Origin of the sequence: Nonomuraea fuscirosea, from assembly GCF_003001935.1 — a bacterium.
Classification (GTDB): domain Bacteria; phylum Actinomycetota; class Actinomycetes; order Streptosporangiales; family Streptosporangiaceae; genus Nonomuraea; species Nonomuraea fuscirosea.
This window is the reverse complement of record NZ_PVNG01000025.1, coordinates 37495-57477: the sequence shown is the minus strand read 5'-3', so window position 1 is coordinate 57477 and position 19983 is coordinate 37495. Positions and strand designations below refer to the sequence as shown.

The 19983-nt window shown below is 71.9% G+C and carries 19 protein-coding genes and 1 pseudogene; 14 read left to right on the top strand and 6 right to left on the bottom strand.

The features are described from left to right. Positions 1-10 precede the first annotated feature (10 nt). From B0I32_RS44320 to B0I32_RS44305, 4 genes are all read left to right on the top strand, one after another. The gene (locus tag B0I32_RS44320) at positions 11-937 is read left to right on the top strand and encodes a hypothetical protein (RefSeq protein ID WP_146178536.1); all 927 of its coding nucleotides are present in this window, start codon (positions 11-13) and stop codon (positions 935-937) included. A gap of 243 nt (positions 938-1180) precedes the next feature. Further along, positions 1181-1684, top strand: coding sequence for a MarR family winged helix-turn-helix transcriptional regulator (locus B0I32_RS44315; RefSeq protein WP_106250215.1), 504 nt, complete (start codon positions 1181-1183; stop codon positions 1682-1684). An 81-nt stretch (positions 1685-1765) separates the two neighbouring features. Beyond that, positions 1766-2290, top strand: coding sequence for an RNA polymerase sigma factor (locus B0I32_RS44310; RefSeq protein ID WP_106249976.1), 525 nt, complete (start codon positions 1766-1768; stop codon positions 2288-2290). Then, positions 2287-2760, top strand: coding sequence for a hypothetical protein (locus B0I32_RS44305; protein WP_245956432.1), 474 nt, complete (start codon positions 2287-2289; stop codon positions 2758-2760). The genes B0I32_RS44310 and B0I32_RS44305 overlap by 4 nt, the downstream gene beginning before the upstream one ends. A 19-nt stretch (positions 2761-2779) precedes the next feature. On the opposite strand, the gene B0I32_RS44300 is transcribed toward B0I32_RS44305, so the two are convergent. Both B0I32_RS44300 and B0I32_RS44295 read right to left on the bottom strand, forming a co-directional pair. Then, entirely contained in the window at positions 2780-4000 is a 1221-nt protein-coding gene (locus B0I32_RS44300; RefSeq protein WP_219912330.1) for an MFS transporter, read from the bottom strand. Positions 4001-4378: 378 nt separating this feature from the next. Further along, positions 4379-5326 (bottom strand): VOC family protein, encoded by a 948-nt coding sequence (locus B0I32_RS44295; protein ID WP_106249975.1) that lies wholly within the window; start codon positions 5324-5326, stop codon positions 4379-4381. A 187-nt stretch (positions 5327-5513) separates the two neighbouring features. Between B0I32_RS44295 and B0I32_RS58315 the strand changes: the two genes are divergently transcribed. The 3 genes and pseudogenes from B0I32_RS58315 to B0I32_RS44275 all read left to right on the top strand — a co-directional run bounded on the left by B0I32_RS58315 (position 5514) and on the right by B0I32_RS44275 (position 7836). Continuing rightward, complete coding sequence (locus B0I32_RS58315; RefSeq protein WP_181308447.1) at positions 5514-5984, top strand: hypothetical protein; 471 nt, start codon at positions 5514-5516, stop codon at positions 5982-5984. Positions 5985-6067: 83 nt separating this feature from the next. Then, positions 6068-6625 carry a hypothetical protein gene (locus B0I32_RS44280; protein ID WP_106249970.1) on the top strand — a complete coding sequence of 186 codons (558 nt, stop codon included), beginning with the start codon at positions 6068-6070 and terminating at the stop codon, positions 6623-6625. A 115-nt stretch (positions 6626-6740) separates the two neighbouring features. Beyond that, positions 6741-7836, top strand: a pseudogene (locus B0I32_RS44275) (IS630 family transposase). A 184-nt stretch (positions 7837-8020) separates the two neighbouring features. On the opposite strand, the gene B0I32_RS44270 reads toward B0I32_RS44275, so the two are convergent. Beyond that, the gene (locus B0I32_RS44270; protein ID WP_106249968.1) at positions 8021-8359 is read right to left on the bottom strand and encodes an ArsR/SmtB family transcription factor; all 339 of its coding nucleotides are present in this window, start codon (positions 8357-8359) and stop codon (positions 8021-8023) included. A gap of 155 nt (positions 8360-8514) precedes the next feature. On the opposite strand from B0I32_RS44270, the gene ilvA reads away from it, so the two are divergent. Further along, positions 8515-9855, top strand: a complete 1341-nt coding sequence (ilvA, locus tag B0I32_RS44265; protein WP_106249967.1) for a threonine ammonia-lyase IlvA — start codon at positions 8515-8517, stop codon at positions 9853-9855. Positions 9856-9981: 126 nt separating this feature from the next. Here the strand turns inward: ilvA and B0I32_RS44260 are convergent, their stop codons facing one another. Further along, positions 9982-11373, bottom strand: coding sequence for an APC family permease (locus B0I32_RS44260; protein WP_106249965.1), 1392 nt, complete (start codon positions 11371-11373; stop codon positions 9982-9984). Positions 11374-11627: 254 nt separating this feature from the next. Between B0I32_RS44260 and B0I32_RS44255 the strand changes: the two genes are divergently transcribed. Together B0I32_RS44255 and B0I32_RS44250 are read left to right on the top strand one after the other, a co-directional pair. Then, the gene (locus tag B0I32_RS44255; protein WP_245956431.1) at positions 11628-12098 is read left to right on the top strand and encodes a MerR family transcriptional regulator; all 471 of its coding nucleotides are present in this window, start codon (positions 11628-11630) and stop codon (positions 12096-12098) included. A 166-nt stretch (positions 12099-12264) separates the two neighbouring features. Beyond that, positions 12265-13632 (top strand): pyridoxal phosphate-dependent decarboxylase family protein, encoded by a 1368-nt coding sequence (locus B0I32_RS44250; RefSeq protein WP_106249962.1) that lies wholly within the window; start codon positions 12265-12267, stop codon positions 13630-13632. 77 nt (positions 13633-13709) lie between these two features. Here the strand turns inward: B0I32_RS44250 and B0I32_RS44245 are convergent, their stop codons facing one another. Then, positions 13710-13952 (bottom strand): DUF2188 domain-containing protein, encoded by a 243-nt coding sequence (locus tag B0I32_RS44245; RefSeq protein WP_106249960.1) that lies wholly within the window; start codon positions 13950-13952, stop codon positions 13710-13712. A 256-nt stretch (positions 13953-14208) separates the two neighbouring features. On the opposite strand from B0I32_RS44245, the gene B0I32_RS44240 reads away from it, so the two are divergent. After that, entirely contained in the window at positions 14209-14529 is a 321-nt protein-coding gene (locus B0I32_RS44240) for a plasmid stabilization protein (RefSeq protein WP_106249959.1), read from the top strand. 288 nt (positions 14530-14817) lie between these two features. Here B0I32_RS44240 and B0I32_RS44235 read toward each other — a convergent pair whose 3' ends face one another. Next, entirely contained in the window at positions 14818-15687 is an 870-nt protein-coding gene (locus B0I32_RS44235) for a hypothetical protein (protein WP_106249957.1), read from the bottom strand. A gap of 236 nt (positions 15688-15923) precedes the next feature. On the opposite strand from B0I32_RS44235, the gene B0I32_RS44230 reads away from it, so the two are divergent. The 3 genes from B0I32_RS44230 to B0I32_RS44220 all read left to right on the top strand — a co-directional run bounded on the left by B0I32_RS44230 (position 15924) and on the right by B0I32_RS44220 (position 19972). Further along, positions 15924-16775 (top strand): siderophore-interacting protein, encoded by an 852-nt coding sequence (locus B0I32_RS44230; protein ID WP_106249955.1) that lies wholly within the window; start codon positions 15924-15926, stop codon positions 16773-16775. A gap of 253 nt (positions 16776-17028) precedes the next feature. Beyond that, positions 17029-18318: a Dyp-type peroxidase gene (locus tag B0I32_RS44225; protein WP_106249954.1), complete on the top strand. Its 1290-nt coding sequence runs from the start codon at positions 17029-17031 to the stop codon at positions 18316-18318. Between the two features lie 19 nt (positions 18319-18337). After that, positions 18338-19972 (top strand): FAD-binding oxidoreductase, encoded by a 1635-nt coding sequence (locus B0I32_RS44220; protein ID WP_106249952.1) that lies wholly within the window; start codon positions 18338-18340, stop codon positions 19970-19972. The last annotated feature ends 11 nt before the right edge of the window (positions 19973-19983 follow it).

The window sequence follows — 19983 nt, the reverse complement described above, 5'->3', positions numbered from 1 at the left end:
TCCTCCTGTGGTGAAGCGGAACATCGGACGCTGCCTGCCGGCCGCGGTCTGCATGATCATCGTGACGGGTTGCACCGCGAGCGGGCGGGTGGCGCCGGCTCCCGTGCTTCCGACTCCACGAGCCGTCGCCGACCTCGTGCTCCCCATGGACGCGTTCGATCTGCCTGCGCCCGCACGTGAGCTCGTCGACAAGGCCCGGTTCCTGCTGCTGGCCGGTTGTACGGGCACGTTCGGCGCGCGGCTGGAACGCACCCCGTATCCGGACCATCCGCTGCCCCGGAACGCCCTCGCCATGGGCTGGCTGGACGGCGCCCAAGCGGCGAAGCACGGCTACGCGAATCCGCCCTCTCGGATGAACCCCGGATACACCGGCTATGTCGTGACCGACGACCAGGCCGCCGTCCTGGACGGTACCAAGCGGAGTTTCCGCGGCAGGCCGCTCCCCGCTGGAGGATGCGCCGGCGCGACGGAAGCGTTCCTCGGCCGAGGAACGCTGGATCTCCTCGCCGGCCGGCCCGCCAGGCTTCGCGAGGAGCAGGACCTGTTCATACTCGCCGACGCCGCCGCCGAAGCCGCTTTCAGAGATTCCCGCAGCCGGGCGGCGGAACGCGCGTGGAGCGCCTGCATGAAGGCGGTGGGCCTCGACTATCCAGACACCAGTGCCGCCATTGGAGATCCGCGATGGGCGGTGACCGCGGCCAACGACGAGCTTCCGCGGGTTCCCCTCAGCGCGGCGGAGCTCGAAACGGCGCGGGCCGATGTGGCGTGCCGCACCAGGACGAACTACCACGGTGTACGGCTGGCGGCTTTACGGGACGCCCAGCAGAAGATCATCGCGAAGAATCGGGACCGGCTGAACCGGATAAAGATCATCAATCAGGTACAGCTTGAGAATGCGCGCAAGTTCCTCGCGGGTGAGCATGCGGCGCCCTGGTGACCAGCCGCCGGCGCGGAGAACGAAGGGCTCCTCGTCCGCCCACGGCCGTGGCGTTCGGGGGCGAGAGGTCCGGGTGTCGCGCGGAGCCGTGGCGTGGGGCTGGGCGTCTCATCAGGCCTTCGCCCGCCGAATCGTGAAATTTCGCGTAAAAGGGGACTTCAGGGCATCGCTGGGTGGTGATGTGCCGCAATTCCGGCCTGAAGGAGGGCCCGGGGACTCTGACGGAGCGGTACAACAGTGGCCATGGAGGAAGACGATGAGCGCCGGGTCCACGGCGAGGACCTCTCGGCCGTCGTTTCGGCGGTCCTGACCGGCTCCCGGCTGCTGGTCTCCGTCGCCGCACGATCGATGAGCGCCGTCGAGGACCGCGTCACCCTGCCGCAGTTCCGCATGATGGTGGTGCTGGCCACCCACGGCGAGACCAAGCTGGTCACCATGGCGGACCTGCTGGGGGTCAACTCGTCCACGGCCATGCGGATGGCCGACCGGCTCATGGCCGCCGGGCTGATCGTACGGGAGGTCAATCCGCGCAACCGGCGCGAGAGCCTGATGCGGCTGACCGAGGAGGGGCGGCTCATCGTGGACCAGGTGATGGCCCACCGCCGGCGGGAGATCGGCTCCATCGTCGCCCGCATGTCGCCCGAGCAGCGCCGGGAGCTCGTCGCGGCGATGAACGCCTTCACCGAGGCGGGCGGTGAGCCGGCGGCGGACTCGACGCCGTACCCCCTGGGCTGGCCGCCCGTCTGACACCGGCCGGACGAAACTCCAGCCGAACCGTGAACCTGACGGTCCTCTCGCCCGACTGTGCTCGTTGACGGAAGGGACGACATGACCGACGAGCTTCTGGTGGTGAACGCCCAGCTGGGCGACCGGGCGGCGGTCGCCGAGCTGGTGCGGCGGTGGCGGCTGCCCGTCTGGACGTACGCGCGCCGCATGCTGGACGCCGAGCGGGCGGACGACGTGTCGCAGGAGATCTGGCTGGCGGTCGTCCGCGGCCTGCCCAGGTTGCGGGACCCCGCCCGGTTCCGGCCCTGGCTGTTCATCATCGCCCGGCGTTCGGTCACCGACCGGCTGCGCGCGGAGTACGCCAGGGCCGAGGCGGCCCGGCCGCCGGAGGAACCGGTCGCGGACGATCCGGCCGAGGCGCTGGTGGAGCGGGCCGAGGTCATGGCGGGGCTGGCCGGCCTGCCCGTACTGGAGCGGGAGATCCTCGTCCTGTTCTACCTGGAGGACCTGACCGTGCAGGAGTGCGCGCAGATCTGCGGCATCCCGGCCGGAACGGTCAAGTCCCGGCTCAGCCGGGCGCGTCGCCTGTTGCGTGCACATCTGACGGAGAAGGGATACCGGCCATGATCCAGGAGGAGCCGCGTCTTTCGGCGCAGGAGATGATCGAACGGCTGGAGTCGTCCCTGTCGAAGAGACGGCGGATCCGCGCGGTGACGGCGCTGCTGGCCGGCCTGGTGGGCGCGGTCTTCGTCACCTCCCTGTGGGCGACCGAGCCGGGGCCGCTGCCCGGAGGCACGCACACGGCCTTCGCCGTATTGACCGGGTTCTGCCTCGCCTGGGCCTGCTACGGGGGCTGGGTGCTCACCCGCAGAGCGCCGTTGTTCGCGACCGAACGCGTGATCGCGGCCTGGATCGCGGTGGCCGCCTCGGTCACGGCGACCGCGCTCGTGACGGCGATCGCCGTCATCCGGGGCACGGGGCCGCTGCCGCCGCTGGCGGTCGGGGCGCTGTTCGTGGCAGCGTCACTGACCTTGGCCTGGCGCGCCCACACCCGCCGCGCCCACCTCCTCCACCTCAAGCGCACGCTGGGCGGGTGACACCGGTGTGCCGGTGGGGTCATGGGTCGATGGCGGGTTCGCCGGCGGCGGGTCGCAGCGCGCGCAGGCCGGTCAGTGCCAGCACTGTCATCGTGAGGGCGGCCGCCGAGGCGACCGTGAAGCCGCCTGGGGCGCCGAACGTGTCCACGGCCCGTCCCGAGGCCGCCGCCGCGATGGCCGAGCCGGCCGCGCTCGCGGAGTTCAGCCAGGTGAACGCCTGCGTGAGCACGTAGCGGTGCACGGCCGACTGGGTGAGTACGCTCGTGATCACCAGGATCGGCGGGATCGTCATCCCGGTCAGCGCCACCGCGACCCCCAACCCGGGCAACGAGTCCGTCACCGGCAACGACAGGCAGCAGACGGCCAGGACGGACGTCCCCGCCGCCAGCTGCACCCGCGGCGCCGCCCGCCACCGGCGCACCCCGTACAGCCAGCCGGCCAGCAGTTCGCCGCAGCTCGAAGCGGCGAAGAGCGGCGCGGCGGCGGCGGGGACCCCGTGCTCGACCGCGAAAGCCGTCACCGAGACCTGCATGGATCCGAAGAACACGCCGATGGCCAGGTTGATCCCGGCCAGCACGGCGAAACCGGGCCGCAGCAGGGAACGCCCGGCCCGGCGGCGCTCCGCGGCCTCGGAGGCCGGCGGCGGCGCGGTGCGGCGCTGGGCGGCGAACGCCAGCCCGCCGCCCACCACCAAGGTCGCCGCCAGAGCCGAGCCGAACGCCGGATGCCCGCTCGCCCCCGCCACGCTGACCAGCACGGGACCGGCCAGGTAGGCGAACCCGTTGCTGAGCGACTCCAGCGCGAAGGCGGCGGGCAGCTCAGCGGATCGGCCGCCGCGGAGCAGGGCCGCCCACCGAGCCCCGGACAGCGCGCCGAGCTGCGGGATGCTCGCGCCGGCCGCGACCCCCGCCGCCGTCAGCAGCCAGGCGGGGCTGCCGGACGCGACCAGGGTGAGCAGTACGGCCACCGCCGCGGCGTGGGCGAGCAGGGCGAGCGGCAGGACCCGGGTCTGGCCGAAGCGGTCGACGAGCCGGCCGAGCTGCGGCCCGGCCAGCGCCTCCGCGACGGCGAAGCCGCCGGTCACCAGGCCCGCCACCGCGTAGGAGCCGGTTCGGGCGTGGATCAGCCAGACCAGGCCGAGGCTGGTCATCGCGATGCCGACCCGGCCGGCGGCGGAGGTCAGGAAGAAGGCGGCGGCACCAGGGGTACGCAGAAGATGGCGATAGGTGGCCGGAAGCACGGCGCGTCCCTTTCGCCGCGCGGCGGGACGGACCACCCGGGGTCGTCGGCGTCCAAATGTGCCGACCCGTGGTCAACGCCGGGAACCGTCCAGTATCGGTGTGGGTCGGGGACGCGCGCCCCACACCGGCTCCGTCACCGAGCGGAAGTCTCACGTTGATTGCTTACGCACCCGAGCGTAAAGACCGCGCCCGCACCACGTCCACGGCTTTCTCCGGTACGCCTGCCTGCGCGGGCTCGCGTACCCCGGTGTGCTGCCCGCGCCGGCTCGCGGGAGCCGCAGGGCAGCGTGAGACCGTCGAGACGGCGGCGAACACAGCTGGTCCCGATCAGTTCGGTCGCAGACCCGCAAGCCCCCAGACCTGCCGCACGCTCAAGGTCACAGGCGTGAGTCACCCGTACCCTCCTGGCGGAAGACGATCGCCGTGCCCAGCGCGGCGCCGGCCGGGACGAACGCCTCCCCGTCGGTGGTCCTGGCGACCGGGACGCCGTTGCCGAGCAGCAGCCGCTCGGTCGCGGCCACGTCGCGCACGGTGACCGCGTACGCCACGAACGCCGGCAGCGCGGCCGGACGCTCGCCGGGCAACATCTCGCCCAGCGCCGACGCCGCGACGACCGTGACTCCCGTCTGTCCCATGCCCGCTGGACCCTCGAAGTACGTGGCGTAGCGCCGTTTCACCTCGGGCAACGTGGCGTCGTCCACGCACAGGACGCACTCGGCCAGCCCGGTCGCCCCGTTGGGATGATCCACAGGTGCCGGGGACGCGCCCCCGGGCAGGTTCTCGGCGAAGCCGATCCGGCCCTCCGGTACCCGGCCCGGTGCCAGGGCCGGATCGGAGATCTCCAGGTAGCGGGCGGGCTCCATGCTGATCCCGGCGCCGGTCTCCACGGGCCGCTGGACGGCGTGCACGCCGCCATGGTGCACGTCCCCGGCCGTCAGCCGGGCCGCCACGCCGTCGAGGTCGCGGGTGTCGGCGATCATGATGTGCACGCCCTCGAACCGCTCGGCGAAGGCGGCGATGTTCGCGACGGTGACACGGATCGCGGCCTCCAGCCCCGCCCGTCTCTCCTCCGGCACCTCCAGCGGGATCGGACGGGTGCCCGCGGGCAGGTGCGAGCCGTCCCCGATGACGGCCACCAGCTCGACGAAGCCGCCGGAAAAGTGCACGTGGGCGTTGGCCACCCCGAACGCCTCGGCGGCCCCGGGGAGCACGGGATGGACCGGCGCCGACACCGAGAATCCCAGCCGGCGGTACAGCTCGATGGCCTCGTTCATGCTCCGCACGATGTGACCTACATGGTGCAGGCCGTTGACGTCACCGCTCATGCCCGGCTCCTTTTTTGGAAGTTCACTTTCTTATGAGAGTACACTCCTATTTTCGAATCGGATGACGGGTTTCTGTAGTGGACAGTCCCGTGCAAGGAGGCTGAAAGTGGACGCCGACCCCTGGTAAGCGCCATGAAATCGATCCGGCGCACAGTGTGGTCACACCTCCCGAAAGGACATCCCCGCCATGTCGATCTCCCGGACCCTCGCCGGCCTGACCGCCGCCGCGACCGCCGCCCTCGCCACGTTCGCCGCCGTCGCCCCCGCCGCCCAGGCCGACACGGGCTCCGCGTGGGGCCCGTACCACGCACCCCGGCACACCGCGAAGGCCTGGGGCACCCTGTCCGCCGTCGGCGAGGACCACGCCGTCCTGCCGACCGCCCACCACGTCAAGATCACCGGCAAGGTGTACGACAACACCCGCGGCAGCGCCTGCGGCTGGGCGGTCTTCCGCATCACCTACCGCAAGGGGAACAACCTGCCGTTCCGGCACCACAGCGTCCGCGACTGCTCCTACCGCACGCCGAAGCCCTTCTCCTTCAAGTACAGCCACGTGTACCAGGTCGAGCTCAAGGTCTGCTCCGAGTTCAAGACCGCCAAGCCGTCCCTGAACTGCCTGTACGCGGGCACCTGGAAGACCCTCTACCTGTCGAAGTAAGCATCACCCGAGCCGGCCGGGGCGGGGACCGGCCGGCGTCCGTCCGATCCCCGCGGCCGAGCGCCGACCATAGACTGTCCGGTATGCGGCGATTGACCAGCACCGTGGTCGTGGTGGCGGGGGACGGAGCCGGGGACGTGGTCGCGGGCCTCGACGGACTGCACAACGTACGGGCCATCCCGCGCGGCGAGCGCGGCCCGGCCGAGGTGACGGAGCTCGCGGGACGGTCGGCGGCCACGTACGTGGTGCACGACGCCGACCCGCTGGCCGGGGTGGCCGCGGCGTGGACGGGCTTCTTCGACGGCACCGAACCCGTCGGCGGACTGGAGGTGGCCATCGAGGCCGCTCTGGGCGAACTGCGCGCCGACCGGCTGACGCTGCCCGACTACTACCTGGTGCTCGATCCCGACGGCATGCCGGAGACGTGGCGGCACTGGTGGCTCGGGGTGCTGGCGGGGGCCGCGCCCGTACGGGTGGTGCCGGTGCCCGCGTCGTCGTCGGCGGTGGCCCAGGAGCTCGGCCGGCTGATGGCCGGGCGATGGTGGCCGGCCGACCTGGAGACGTGGCTACGCGCTCTGCCCCGCATGCTCCCCGACCGCGCCGGCCTGCCGACCGGAAGCGCCGGCACGGTAGTGGCGTAGGCGCGACGGCCTAGTGAGCTGGTCATGAGCATGAGGGTCACCACATGAGGCGTATTTCGTCCCTGATTCGTTGAGCCGTGGTGACGTTGTCTGGTGGGTGAGGTCTGCTGGAGAGATGGCGGACAGCAGGCTTCAACCGCTGGTGTTGTCGCAGCAGGAGCGGCGGACGTTGGAGGGTTGGGCCCGGCGGCGCTCGACCGCTCAGGGACTGGCGTTGCGGGCGCGGATCGTGCTGGCCTGTGCCGAGGGTGACGGCCGTGGCGGCAATGTGGCGGTGGCGGCGCGGCTGCGGGTGGATCGCAAGACGGTGGCGCGCTGGCGCAGCCGGTTCCTGGCCCGCCGGCTGGACGGGCTGAGCGATGAACCGCGGCCGGGCGTGCCGCGCACCATCACCGACGCCCAGGTGGAGGAGGTGGTGGTGCGCACGCTGGAGGAGGTGCCCCGCGGGGTCGACGCACTGGTCCAAACGGGAACTGGCCCGCCGGGTGGGCATCTCGCCGACCAGCGTGGGCAACATCTGGCGGGCGTTCGGGCTGCAGCCCTGGCGCACCGAGGACTTCAAGATCTCCACCGACCCGCTGCTGATCGACAAGATCCGGGACGTGGTCGGACTGTATCTGAGCCCGCCGGCTCATGCGGCGGTGTTCGCGGTCGATGAGAAGCCGCAGATCCAGGCGTTACAGCGGAGCGCGCCGGTGCTGCCGATGCTGCCCGGGGTGCCCGAGCGGCGCAGCTTCGACTACGTCCGGCATGGCACCGTGGATCTGTTCGCCGCGCTCAACACGGCCACCGGCAAGGTGATCGGCAAGCTGTCGGCCCGGCATCGCGCCATCGACTTCCGCGACTTCCTGGAGGAGATCGACCGCCAGGTCGAGCCGGGCCTGGCGGTCCATCTCATCTGCGACAACCTGTCCTCCCACAAGGCGCCGGTCGTGCACGCCTGGCTGCTGGCCCACCCACGTTTCACCCTGCACTTCACTCCGACCTACTCCTCCTGGATCAACCAGGTCGAACGTTGGTTCGCCGAGCTGGAGCGACGCTGCCTGGAGCGCGGCAACTTCTGCTCTCTGGACGCGCTCAAAACCGCGCTGGAGGAGTGGATCAAATCCTGGAACGAGGACGCCAAGCCATTCAAGTGGACCAGGACCGCCGACCAGATCCTCGACCGCATCTGCCGCTACTGCGACCGAATCTCAAAACCGGCTCACTAGGTCGATCGCCACCGGCTCGAAGCTGGTGTTCCCGGCGGGCCAGGTGGCCCGCGACGCCGAGGTGGCCCGCGACGCCGAGGGGGCCCGCGACGCCGAGGGGGCACGCGACGCCGAGGGGGCACGCGGCGGCGAAGCTGGGGGTCGACCCGGTCAAGCCGATCACCCTGCCGGGCGTCGCGGCGCGTTACAGCGAGTCGCCCAGTACGGCGACGATCCGGGCGATGTTCGCCTCGTCGCGCCGGTAGTGCGTCCACTTCCCCACCCGGGTCGAGCGGACCAGGCCGGCCCGCTCCAGCGCGGCCAGGTAGGCGGACACGGTCGACTGCGCGAGCCCGAGCTTGGCCTGGATGTGGCTGACGCAGACACCGACCTCGTACGGATCCGCGATACCCTGCTCAACCGGGAAGTGCTTCTCCGGATCGCGCAACCACCGCAGCACCTGGAGCCGCACGGGATTGGCCAGCGCCTTGAAGACCTCAAGGAGCTGAGCGGAGTCCGGCGACAGTTCGGTGTCGGTGGTCATGTCCTTCAGACGGATTCGGCGACGATTCAGACGGTTCGAGGATCGTCGATATGATATCGCCTGTACGGGGGAGCGTTGGGGCTCGGCGGTGACGCGACGGGCACGGAGGCCGCGCCGCGCGATGAGCGAGCGAAACGCTTGAAGAGGAATACGAAATGGCTGATCGAGGCAGAAGCGGCGACGCCGCACGGGTGGACGCCGCTTCGGCCGGCGCCGCGCAGACCGACGCCGCGCGGGTGGACGCCGTACAGGTGGACGCCGCGGCCGTCGATGCCGCGGCGCGGCGGCTGGCGGGGATCGTGGCGACGACGCCGCTGGAGCGCAGCGCCCGGCTCTCCGAGCTGACCGGCGCCGAGATCTGGCTCAAGCGCGAAGACCTGCAGACCGTCCGCTCGTACAAGGTGCGCGGCGCGTTCAACCTGATCGCGCAGCTGGACGACGCCGCGAAGCGGGCCGGCGTGGTGGCGGCCAGCGCCGGCAACCACGCGCAGGGCGTGGCCTACGCCTGCTCGACGCTGGGGGTGCGCGGCCGCGTCTACCTGCCCAGGACGACGCCGCGGCAGAAGCGGGACCGGATCCGCGCGCTCGGCGGCAGCATGATCGAGATCGTGCTGGGCGGCGAGACGTACGACGAGGCCTCCGCGGCGGCGGGAGCCGACGCCGCGGCCACCGGGGCGACGCTGGTGCCCGCGTTCGACGACCAGAGGACGATCGCGGGGCAGGGCACGGTCATCCGCGAGGCGGTGAGCCAGCTCGGCCGCGCGCCCGACGTGGTCGTGCTCCCGGTCGGCGGGGGCGGGCTGCTGGCCGGGTCGGTGGCCTGGCTGGGGGAGTGGCATCCGGAGACGAGGGTGGTCGGGGTCGAGCCCGCCGGGGCCGCCTGCGTCGCCGCGGGCGTCGCGGCCGGCGAACCGGTCACGCTGGACTCCATCGACACCTTCGTCGACGGCGCCGCCGTCAGCCGCGCCGGCGCCCTCACCCTTCCGCTCATCGCCGCCTCCAAGGCCGAGCTCGTCGCCGTGCCCGAGGGCCGCGTGTGCAGCGAGATGCTGGCCCTGTACCAGGTCGACGGCATCATCGCCGAGCCGGCCGGCGCGCTCGCGCCCGCCTCGCTCAGCGCCCCGTCCATGGCCGGCGTCCAGGAGGGCGCCACCGTCGTCTGCGTGCTGTCCGGCGGCAACAACGACGTCAGCCGGTACGCCGAGGTCGTCGAACGCGCCCTGGTCCACGAGGAGCGCAAACACTACTTCCTGGTCGAGTTCCCGCAGGAGCCGGGCGCGCTGCGCCGCTTCCTCGACGAGGTGCTCGGCCCCAACGACGACATCACCCTGTTCGAGTACGTCAAGCGCAACAACCGCGAGACCGGCCCCGCGCTGGTCGGCATCGAGCTGTCGAGCCCTGCCGACCTGCCGGCCCTGCTGAAGCGGATGGAGGCCGCCCCTCCGCGCATCGAGCAGATCGACCCGTCGAGCCCGCTCTTCCGTTTCGTGATGTGACAGGCGCGACACCCACCCGCCCCGGCGACCGGCGGGCCGGCCCGGCCCGCCCCGCGACGGCTGACGGGCGGCGTTCGTCCCGGCAGGGCTGACGAGCCGGGGCCCGGCGTGCGGGCCCCGGCGTGGTCAGGCTCTGTTTCTGCGGGACAGCCAGGTGAGCAGCCAGAGCACGACGCCGATCGCCAGCAGCACGCCCGCGATCTGGTATTGGCCCACCGGACGCCCCGACGACCAGGGCAGCACCAGATAGAGGCAGGTGATCGTGCCCAGCACGGGCAGGACGCGGCCGGCGTTGAAGTGCTCGACGCCGGTGTCCTCCCTGCGCAGCACCAGCACCGACACGTTGACGAACGCGAACACCGCGAGCAGCAGCAGCGACGTCGTGCCGCCCAGCAGCGACACGACCGGGCTCTCCGGGTCGAGCGACAGGAACGTGATGAGGGCCATGGCGAGCAGCGTGGTGAACACGATCGCCGCGTGCGGGGTGCGCCGCACGGCGTTCACCTTCGCCAGGAACGGCGGCAGCACGCCCCGCTTGCCCATGCCGTACAGGAGCCGGCTGGCCATCAGCATGTTGATCAGCGCGGAGTTGGCGACGGCGAACATCGAGATGAACGGCAGCAGGTCGGCGATCGGCACGCCGGGCGTGGCCGTCTGCACCACGGTCACCAGCGGCGTCTCGCTCTCGGCGAGCACCCCGACGGGGACGACGGCGACGGCGCAGATGGACACCAGCACGTAGATCACACCGGTGATGCCGAGCCCGGTGAACATCATCCGCGGGAAGATCCGGGACGGCTCCTTGGTCTCCTCGGCCATGTTGACGGAGTCCTCGAACCCGACCATGGCGAAGAACGCCAGCGACGTCGCCGCGCTGACGGCCAGGAACACGCTCTTGTCGGCCGGGGTCTCGAAGGCGACCACGCGGGAGAAGTCGGCCTGCCCGCCGAGGATGAAGAACATGCTGAGCACGATGACCAGCAGCAGACCCGACAGCTCGATCGCGGTCAGCACCACGTTGAGCTTGACGCTCTCGCCGACGCCGCGCAGGTTGACCGCCAGCACCAGCAGCATGAAGGCCAGGGCGATCAGCAGGATGACCGTGTTGCCCGCCTCCAGGCCGAAGCCGGTGACGAGGTTGGCGGCGAAGGCCCGCGAGGCGGCGGAGGCCGAGGTGATGCCCGAGCACATCACCGCGAAGCACACCAGGAACGTCAGCACGTGTTTGCCGAACGCCTTATGCACGTAGAGCGCCGCTCCGGCCGCCTCCGGATATTTCGTCACCAGTTCGAGGTAGGAGCAGGCGGTGATCAGGGCGACGACGAAGGCGATGGCGAAGGGCAGCCAGGCGGCGCCGCCCACCTCGCCGGCCACCTGGCCGGTCAGCGCGTAGATGCCGGTGCCGAGAATGTCTCCGACGATGAACAGCAGCAGCAGGCCGGGGCCCATCACCCGCTTGAGCGCGGGCTGGCCGTCGTTTCCCGCCTCGGCGGGAGTGGGTGGACTGGTCTGAGCCATGGGGGGTTGTTCCTTGTCTGCGTCGGCCCGGAGGCCGAAGGGATAGGGGCCACGTCCCGCGCGTCGGGCGCCGGTCAGTTGCGCCGCGGGCGCCAGACCGGCCGGATGATCTCGACCTTCACCCTGACACCTTACGATCCTGCGCTGTCATCTGTGAACAGGGCGTCACGCACCGCTGTGTGTCTGCGGGGACAGGCCGGACGAACGTTCGCGAGGGGTTGACGCGGGGGGCGGCTCCGCAAGTTAATGTCAACATGAAGTCAAGCGACTCGATGCGCATCGGAGAGCTCGCGGAGCGGTTCGGCCTGGCGCCGCACGTGCTGCGCCACTGGGAGTCGATGGGCCTGCTGACCCCGGCCTCCCGGGTGAACGGGCGCCGCCGCTACACCCGCGACCACGTCATCCGGGTCATGACGATCATCCGGGCCAAGGCGGGCGGCCTCAGTCTGGAGCAGATCCGCGGCGTGCTCGACGCCGCCGGCCGCGCCGAACGCCGGGCGTTGCTGCGGCGCCGGCACGAGGAGCTGGCCCGGCGCCTGGAGGAGATCGCCGCGTCCAAGAGACTGATCGAGCACCTCATGGAGTGCGGCGCCGACGACTTCACCCGATGCCCCGACTACCGGCGCATCGTGGAGAACGCCGCCTGGCCGCGGAATCTGCAGGACGAGGCGTGCGTGGTCGACCCGAGCGGGGCTGAGGGTCGTACGCCGGCGGCGGAAGGCTGAGCCGGGCCAGCCGGTCGTACGCCGGCGGCGGAAGGCTGAGCCGGGCCGCCGGTCGTACGCCGGTCGCGAACGATGCGAGCCGAGCGGACGGCCGTGGGGGAGCCGGCCGGGCAGCGCTGACGGGCCGGCCCTCGCTGTGGCGCAGGTCCGGAGATAAGGTGCGTCGATGGAGGAGTTGGAGGGTCTTTTCCGCTCGGCCGCCGAGAACGCGGCCGGATACCGGCGGTCGCTGGCGGAGCGGCCGGTCGGGCTGCCGGTCGACCAGGAGGCGCTGGCCAAGGCGTTCGGCGGTCCGCTGCCGGCCGGACCCACGCCGCCCGAGCGGGTGCTGACCGACCTGATCGCCGCCGCCGAGCCCGGGCTGGTGGCCAGTGCGGGGCCGCGGTACTTCGGGTTCGTGGTCGGCGGCGCGCTCCCGGCGGCGACCGGGGCCGACATCCTCGCCGCCGGCTGGGACCAGGTCGCGACGAACGCCGTCACCTCCCCGGCGGCGATCGCGGCAGAGAGCGCCGCGGGCGGCTGGCTGAAGGAGCTGCTGGGCATCCCGCGGGAGGCGTCGGCGGGTTTCGTCACCGGCTGCCAGGCGGCCAACACGGTCGGCCTCGCCGCCGCCCGTCACCAGGTGCTGGCCGACGCGGGCTGGGACGTGGAGCGGCGCGGGCTGGCCGGGGCGCCGCGCATCCGGGTGATCGCCGGGGCGGAGCGGCACGCCACCATCGACAGGTCGCTGCGGCTGCTCGGCTTCGGCACGGACGCCGTCGAGGCGGTGCCGGCCGGGCCTGACGGCGCCATCGACGTCGGGGCGCTGCGCGAGGTGCTGCACGCGGGAGCCCAGGGGCCCACCGTCGTCTGCCTCCAGGCGGGCAACGTCAACACCGGCGCCTGCGACCGGCTCCGCGAGGCGTGCGAACTCGTGCACCGGCACGGCGGCTGGGCGCACGTGGACGGGGCGTTCGGCCTGTGGGCCGCGGCCAGCCCCGCGACCCGGCACCTGGTGGACGGGCTGGAACTGGCCGACTCCTGGGCCTGTGACGGGCACAAGTGGCTGAACCTGCCCTACGACTCGGCGTTCGCGTTCTGCGCCAGGCCGGAGGCGCACGCGGGGGCGATGTCCCTGGCCGCCGCGTACCTGGTCGGCTCGGGCGGCGTGCCGGTCGGCGCGGATCTGACCGCCGAGTCCTCGCGCCGCGCCCGGGGGTTCGCGGTGTGGGCGGGGCTGCGGGAGCTGGGCCGAGACGGGGTCGCCGCGCTGGTCGACCGCTGCTGCGCGCTGGCCCGCAGGTTCGCCGGCGGGCTGACCGCCGCGGGGTTCGAGGTGGCGAACGAGGTGGTGCTCAACCAGGTGCTGGTCCGCTTCGGCGACGACGCGCGCACCGACAGGACGGTGGCCGCCGTGCAGGCGGAGGGCACCTGCTGGGCGGGCGGCACGACCTGGCGCGGGCGGCGGTACATGCGCATCTCGGTGTCGAACGCGACCACCACCGAGGCGGACGTCGACCGCTCGCTCGCCGCGATCACCCGCCTGGCCTCCTGACGCCGTCAGCGCCTGAGATCACCCGCCTCGGCTCCTGACGCTGTTTCTGCGACAGACCCCCTGGCCTGCTGAGGGCGTCAGCCCTTGGGTGGGACGGGGTCGTTGCCGGGGGCGATCGTGCGCTGGTCGCGGACCTTGCCGTCGGTGCCGTGGACGCGCAGCTCGCCGCCGCCGTCGCGGCGCAGCAGCTCGCCGGCCCGCTCGACCGCCTGCGCCTGCGTGTCCGCCGTGAACAGAGCCCGCTGGGCGCCCGGCTTGGTGACCGCCCAGCTGCCGTCGGGGCGCTGGACGACGTCTCGGGAGTTGGCCTGGCCTGCCATGGGGAGTCATCCCTTCCGCTGTCGGCAAAGAATGGGATGCCACATGCCCAGGTTCGCCGCTCTTATTCGTAAAAATCGGGATGCGGGAGGAAAGCGCGATTCGGCACGTCCGGCTCGGCCGCGCCGAAGCGGCATGGGGTTTTCAGCCCCTTGGTTCCCTTAAGTGCAGGATGTCTGACTCCGGGCTCATCCGTTTCGTGCCGCGCCGGTGGGTAGATGCCGTCCAAACGCGTCAACCCACGAAAAGGGGGACATCATGCCTCGCGGTTCAAGCAGCAAGCGGGAACGCCAGTACGAGCACGTCAAGGACAGTGCCAAGAAACGCGGCGAGAGCGGCAAACGGGCCAAGGAGATCGCCGCCCGTACGGTGAACAAGGAACGGGCCAGGGCGGGCGAGTCGCGTACGGCCAGCAAGACCTCCACCAAGGACATGTCGTCGAGCCGCAGGGGCGGGCTGCGCTCGCACACCGGGGCGGCCGGCCGGACCAGGGACCAGCTCTACGCCGAGGCCAAGCGCCGCGACATCAAGGGCCGCTCGAAGATGAGCAAGCAGCAGCTGGAGAAAGCCCTCGGATGACCCGCGGCGCCCCAACCCCCCACAACGCGGCCGTCCGCGCCGCGACACCGAGCATCCCGGCGGCGTCCCGAAGGACGCCGCGGCGCCTCCCGGCGGCGTGCCGGAGGACGCCGCGGCGCCTCCCGGCGGCGTGCCGGAGGACGCCGCGGCGCCTCCCGGTGCCGTGAGTCACCGGCGCACGTCCCTCCGTGACGGCTCGCGCGCGTGGCTCGCCGCGGGACGAAACCGCGGGAACGGCGGAGGGGTGCTCTCCGGGCTCACGTCACCGGGAAGTCACCGGGAGAACGTCTAACCCTTGGTCCAGATCGACGCGATGACGCCGTCCTCGGCGCTCAGGATCTGCGGACGGTAGCCGAGCACCTTCATCTGGGCCGACTTGAGGGCGTAAGTCGTCTTCGACAGGTTCAGGTACTCCTTGATGCCGCTCACGCTGCCCTTGCCCCACACGGTGGTGTAGAGGCTGCCGGGCTCGACGGCCATGAGGACGGGGCGCAGGCCCTGCCTCGTCTTCTCCAGCAGCTCCTTGCCGCGCTCCTGGACGGTCTGGCCGAGGGTCACCTGGAGGGTGCCCGTGGCGGCGCCAGCGATCCAGACGGCCGCGTAGAGGGGCCGCTCCACCGTGCCGTACACGTCCAGCGACGCCAGGCTGTAGCCGGCGGCGGCGAGCTCCTGGTTGACCTTGGTGAAGGTCTCCTTGGTCAGGCTCACCTCGGACTTGGCCAGCTGCGTGGTCTTCTCGAAGACCCCGGCGAAGACCGCGCCGGCGCCCGTGCCCGTACCGCTGATCAGCTTGGGCTGGTAGCCGGCCTTCAGCTGCTCCTGGATGCGCTTGGCCAGGTCGCCGGCCTTCACGCCCTGCAGCACGTTGACCTTGCGGCCGGCGTCCTTGGTCCAGAGGGACGTGTACTGCGGGTTGGCCGCGTTGGTCACGTTCAGGGATGTGGGGACGTAGCCCTTGCCCAGCAGTTCCTTGACCCGCTGCACCAGCTTGGAGCCGGTGAGCGCGTCGAGGGAGAGCCATTCGAGCGGCTGCGCCTGGACGGTCGTGGCGGTCGCGGCGGGCTGCGCGGCCATCGCCGGGGTGGCGAGAGCCAGCAGGGGCGCGGTGGCGGTCGCCACGGCCGCGGTGAGGACGGTTACCTTCTTCGCGTTCCGCATGTTCCTCCTAGGGAAGTAAAGGTTGCCCCAAATGGGGACAAGGAGGGACCATAACAGAGCATGAGGATGTGGCAACCAATCGTCACCGCGATCGTGACAAGGCTGTGTCAAAACTCCTGACATTTCGGGAAGTATCGGAGATGTGCGGGGCTGTGTCGCGAGCGGGCCTCACCTTAGGGCGCTGGCCAACTGGTTAAGTTAGGCTTGCCTAATTACCGCGAGACGAGGGAGTACCCATGGCGACGGAGCGGCGCGCGCCCAGATGCACCACCGGCGTGGTGCGGCGGACTGAGCGGCTGAGCCCGCACATGATCAGGGTGGTGCTCGGGGGCGACGGGCTCGCCGGGTTCACCGCGGGCGAGTTCACCGACCACTACGTGAAGCTGCTGTTCCCGGTGCCGGGAGTGGCCTATCCGGAGCCGTTCGACATGGGCGTGATCCGGGAGGAGTTGCCCCGCGAGCACTGGCCCGTGACGCGGACCTACACCGTGCGCGGCTGGAATCCCCTGACACGGGAGCTGACCATCGACTTCGTCTGCCACGGGGACAAGGGCCTGGCCGGGCCGTGGGCGATGCGGGCGGCGCCCGGCGACGTGCTGCGCTTCCTCGGCCCCGGCGGGGCGTACGCGCCCAGCGCCGAGGCGGACTGGCACCTGCTCGCCGGCGACGAGAGCGCGCTGCCGGCCATCGGCGTCGCGCTGGAGCGGCTGCCGGCCGGCGCGGCCGCCAAGGTCTTCATCGAGGTGGAGAACGCCGCCGAGGAGCAGGAACTGCCGTGCGCCGGCGACGCCGAGATCGTCTGGCTGCACCGCGACGGCGGTCAGGTGGGGCGGGCCCTGGTGGACGCGGTACGCGCGGCGGCCTTCCCCGACGGCACGGTGCACGCGTTCGTCCACGGCGAGGCGACCTTCGTCAAGGATCTGCGCCGGTACCTGCGGATCGAGCGCGGAGTGCCGCTGGAGCGGCTGTCGATCTCCGGCTACTGGCGGCTGGGCCGCGACGAGGACGGCTGGCAGTCCTCGAAGCGCGAGTGGAACCGGCAGGTCGAGGACGAGGAGGCGCGCGCACTGAGCGGATCGGCCGCGTGACGAGCCGCGTGATGAGCCGCGTGACTGGCCGTACGACCGGCCGGTGACCGTCCGTGCCGCCCGCCTTCCGGCACGGAACGGGTGGCCAGGCGATCTCTCATCGGCCGCCTGAAGGCAACGCCGGGCGCGGTACTTCGTGAGGTCGCCCGCCCGACCGGGCCGGAGATAACGGACTCCAACCCATTTCGGCGCTCTCCGCCGTGGCCCAGGACACCATGAGGGGGTTCTGACCACCACGTGGAGTCGATGCGACATGGCTGAGGAGAGCGGAGCGCGGAGCCGGCCGTCGCGGCGGGCGTTCCTGACCGCCGCCGCGACCGGTGGCGCGGGGTTCGCGGCCGGCGCGGCGGGCGCGACCCTGCTGGCGGGCCCGCCGGCGAACGGTCAGGCCGGCGCCCAAGACGGGCGAGCCGGCGGCGGAGCGGGGAACGGGCGGGTCCCGAGAGGATCGTTCCGAGGCGAGCACCAGCCCGGCGTCCTCACCGGACCGGCGCTCGCGTGCCTGGTCGCCGCGTTCCACTGCCGCGACCGCGACAGGACGGCGCTGGCGGGAACGTTACGGACGCTGTCCGACGAGATGGACGCCCTCATGGCCGGGCGCGCCCCCGCGCCCAACGCCGCCACGCTGCCCCCGTCCGACAGCTCTCTCCTGCTCGGCCAGGGCGACCAGCCGGCGCTGGTGACGCTCAGCGTCGGCGCCTCCCTCTTCGACGCCAGGTACGGCCTGGCCGACCGCCGCCCCGCCGAGCTGCATCCCATGGGCCTGCTGGCCAACGACCGGCTCGACCCGGCGCGCACCCACGGCGACCTGCTGGTGCTGGTGCAGGGCGACCACCCCGACGTGTGCCTGCACGCGCTGCGCCGCCTGACCGGGGCGGCCGGCGACAGCCTCAGGCTCGCCTGGTCCCAGGACGGCTTCGCCCGCCCGGACGCGCTCGCCACGGCGGGCGCCACGGACAACCGCAACCTGCTCGGCTTCAAGGACGGCACCGGCAACCCCGACGCGGGGAACGCGGCGCTGATGGACCGGGCGGTCTGGGTCGGGGCCGGCGACGGCGAGCCCGCCTGGGCCCTCGGCGGCACGTACGTGGCCGTCCGCCTGATCAGGATGTTCGTCGAACGCTGGGACCGCACCTCGCTGGCCGCGCAGGAACGCGTGATGGGCCGCCGCAAGGACTCGGGCGCGCCCCTGGACGGTTCCAGGGAGACGGACCTGCCGCGCTACGCCGACGACCCCCGGGGCGAGCGCATCCCGCTCGACGCGCACATCAGGCTGGCCAACCCGCGCACCGCGGGCCCGGAGAAGGCCATGCTGCGCAGGGGCTTCAACTACTCGCGCGGGCTCGACGCCGACGGCCTGCTCGACCAGGGCCTGGTCTTCGTCAGCTACCAGCGCAGGCTGGTCAACTTCCTGCAGGCCCAGGAACGGCTGAAGGGCGAGCCGATGGAGGCGTTCACCCGGCCGGAAGGCGGGGGCTTCTTCTACGCCCTGCCCGGCGCCCGTGACGGCTACCTGGGCCAAGGGCTAGTGGAGGACCAATAGTGGCGAGGAGGAACGATCCATGAAAGGCCTGTCGAGGCGTGGATTACTGGGTGGCGCCGCGGCCGCCACGGGCGCGGTGGCGGTGACGTTGATGGACGACGCCGACGCCGCCGCCGCGACGAGAGCACGAGACAGAGGCCCGGTGGCCGCCCCCGCGACCGTGTACCCGAGCGACCCCCGCTACCAGGAGCTGACCGTCGGCTACAACCAGCGCTGGGTCGGCCGGCCCGACTACGTCCGCGTGGTCAGCTCGACCGAGCAGGTGGTGGCCGCCGTCCAGGAGGCGGTGGACACGGGCAGGCGCGTCTCGGTGGTCTCCGGCGGCCACTGCCTGGCCCCCTTCGTCTTCAACGACGAGGTCAAGATGGTCATCGACCTGGCCGGGCTGAACGACGTGTACTTCGACACCCGGCGCGGCGCGTTCGCCGTCGAGGGCGGCGCCCGGCTGTCGAACGTCTACGAGACCCTCTACAAGAAGTGGGGCGTGACCATACCGGGCGGCATGTGCCCGACGGTCGGCATCGGCGGGCACACCACCGGCGGCGGCTACGGCTTCCTGTCCCGGCAGTTCGGCGCCGTGATCGACCATCTGGCCGCGGTCGAGGTGGTGGTCGTGGACCGCTCGCGCACCGCCCGCGCGATCGTGGCCACCAGCGACCCGGACGATCCGCACCACGCCCTGTGGTGGGCGTGCGCGGGCGGTGGCGGCGGCAACTTCGGCGTCGTCACCAGGTTCTGGTTCCGCACGCCCGGCCGCACCGGCTCCGATCCCGGCGGGCTGCTCGTCAACCCGCCGAAGGACGTGCTGCTCAGCGCGGTCGGCATCCCGTGGAGCATGCTGGACCGGGCCAAGTTCACCGCCCTGGTCACGAACTGGGGCGCCTGGTACGAATCCGCCGCCGCCCCCAGCTCCCCGGCCAGGGCGCTGTCCGGGGTCGCCTCCCTGGCGCACCGCTCGGCCCAGAACGTCTTCCTGCTCACCCAGGTCGACGCGGCGGCCCCCGGCGCGGAGGGGCTGCTCAGCGGCTACCTCGCGGCGCTGACCAGCGGGCTCGGCGTGGACGCGGTGGTGACGGCACAGCCGGCGCAGAAGCTGCCCTGGCTGCACGCGGTCAGGCTGATCGCCGCCAGCATCCCGTCGTTCATCAACCCGACGCTGCGCGGGGCGTCGAAGTCGGCCTACCTGCGCAAGTCGTACACGCCCGTCCAGGCGGGCGCGATGTACGACGCGCTCAACCGCACCGACTTCGCCAACCCGGCGGGCGCGGTGACGCTGGCCGGGTTCAGCGGCGGCGCGATCAACGCCGTGCCGCCCACCAGGACCGCGCTCGCCCACCGCGACGCCGCGTTCTGGACGCTGTTCGAGACGCAGTGGCAGGACCCGGCCGCCGACGCCGCCAACATCGGCTGGCTGCGCGGCCTGTACGGCGCGGTCTGGTCGGCCACCGGCGGATATCCGGTGCCCGGCGAGCAGGCCGACGGCTGCTACATCAACAACCCCGACCCGGACATCACCGACCCGGCGTTCAATCGCTCGGGCGTGCCCTGGCAGACCCTCTACTACAAGGACAACTACCCCAGGCTGCAGCGGGTCAAGGCGGCCTACGACCCGCGCGGCGTCTTCAGGCACGCGCAGTCGATCACCGCGGCCTAGACCCAGTGACG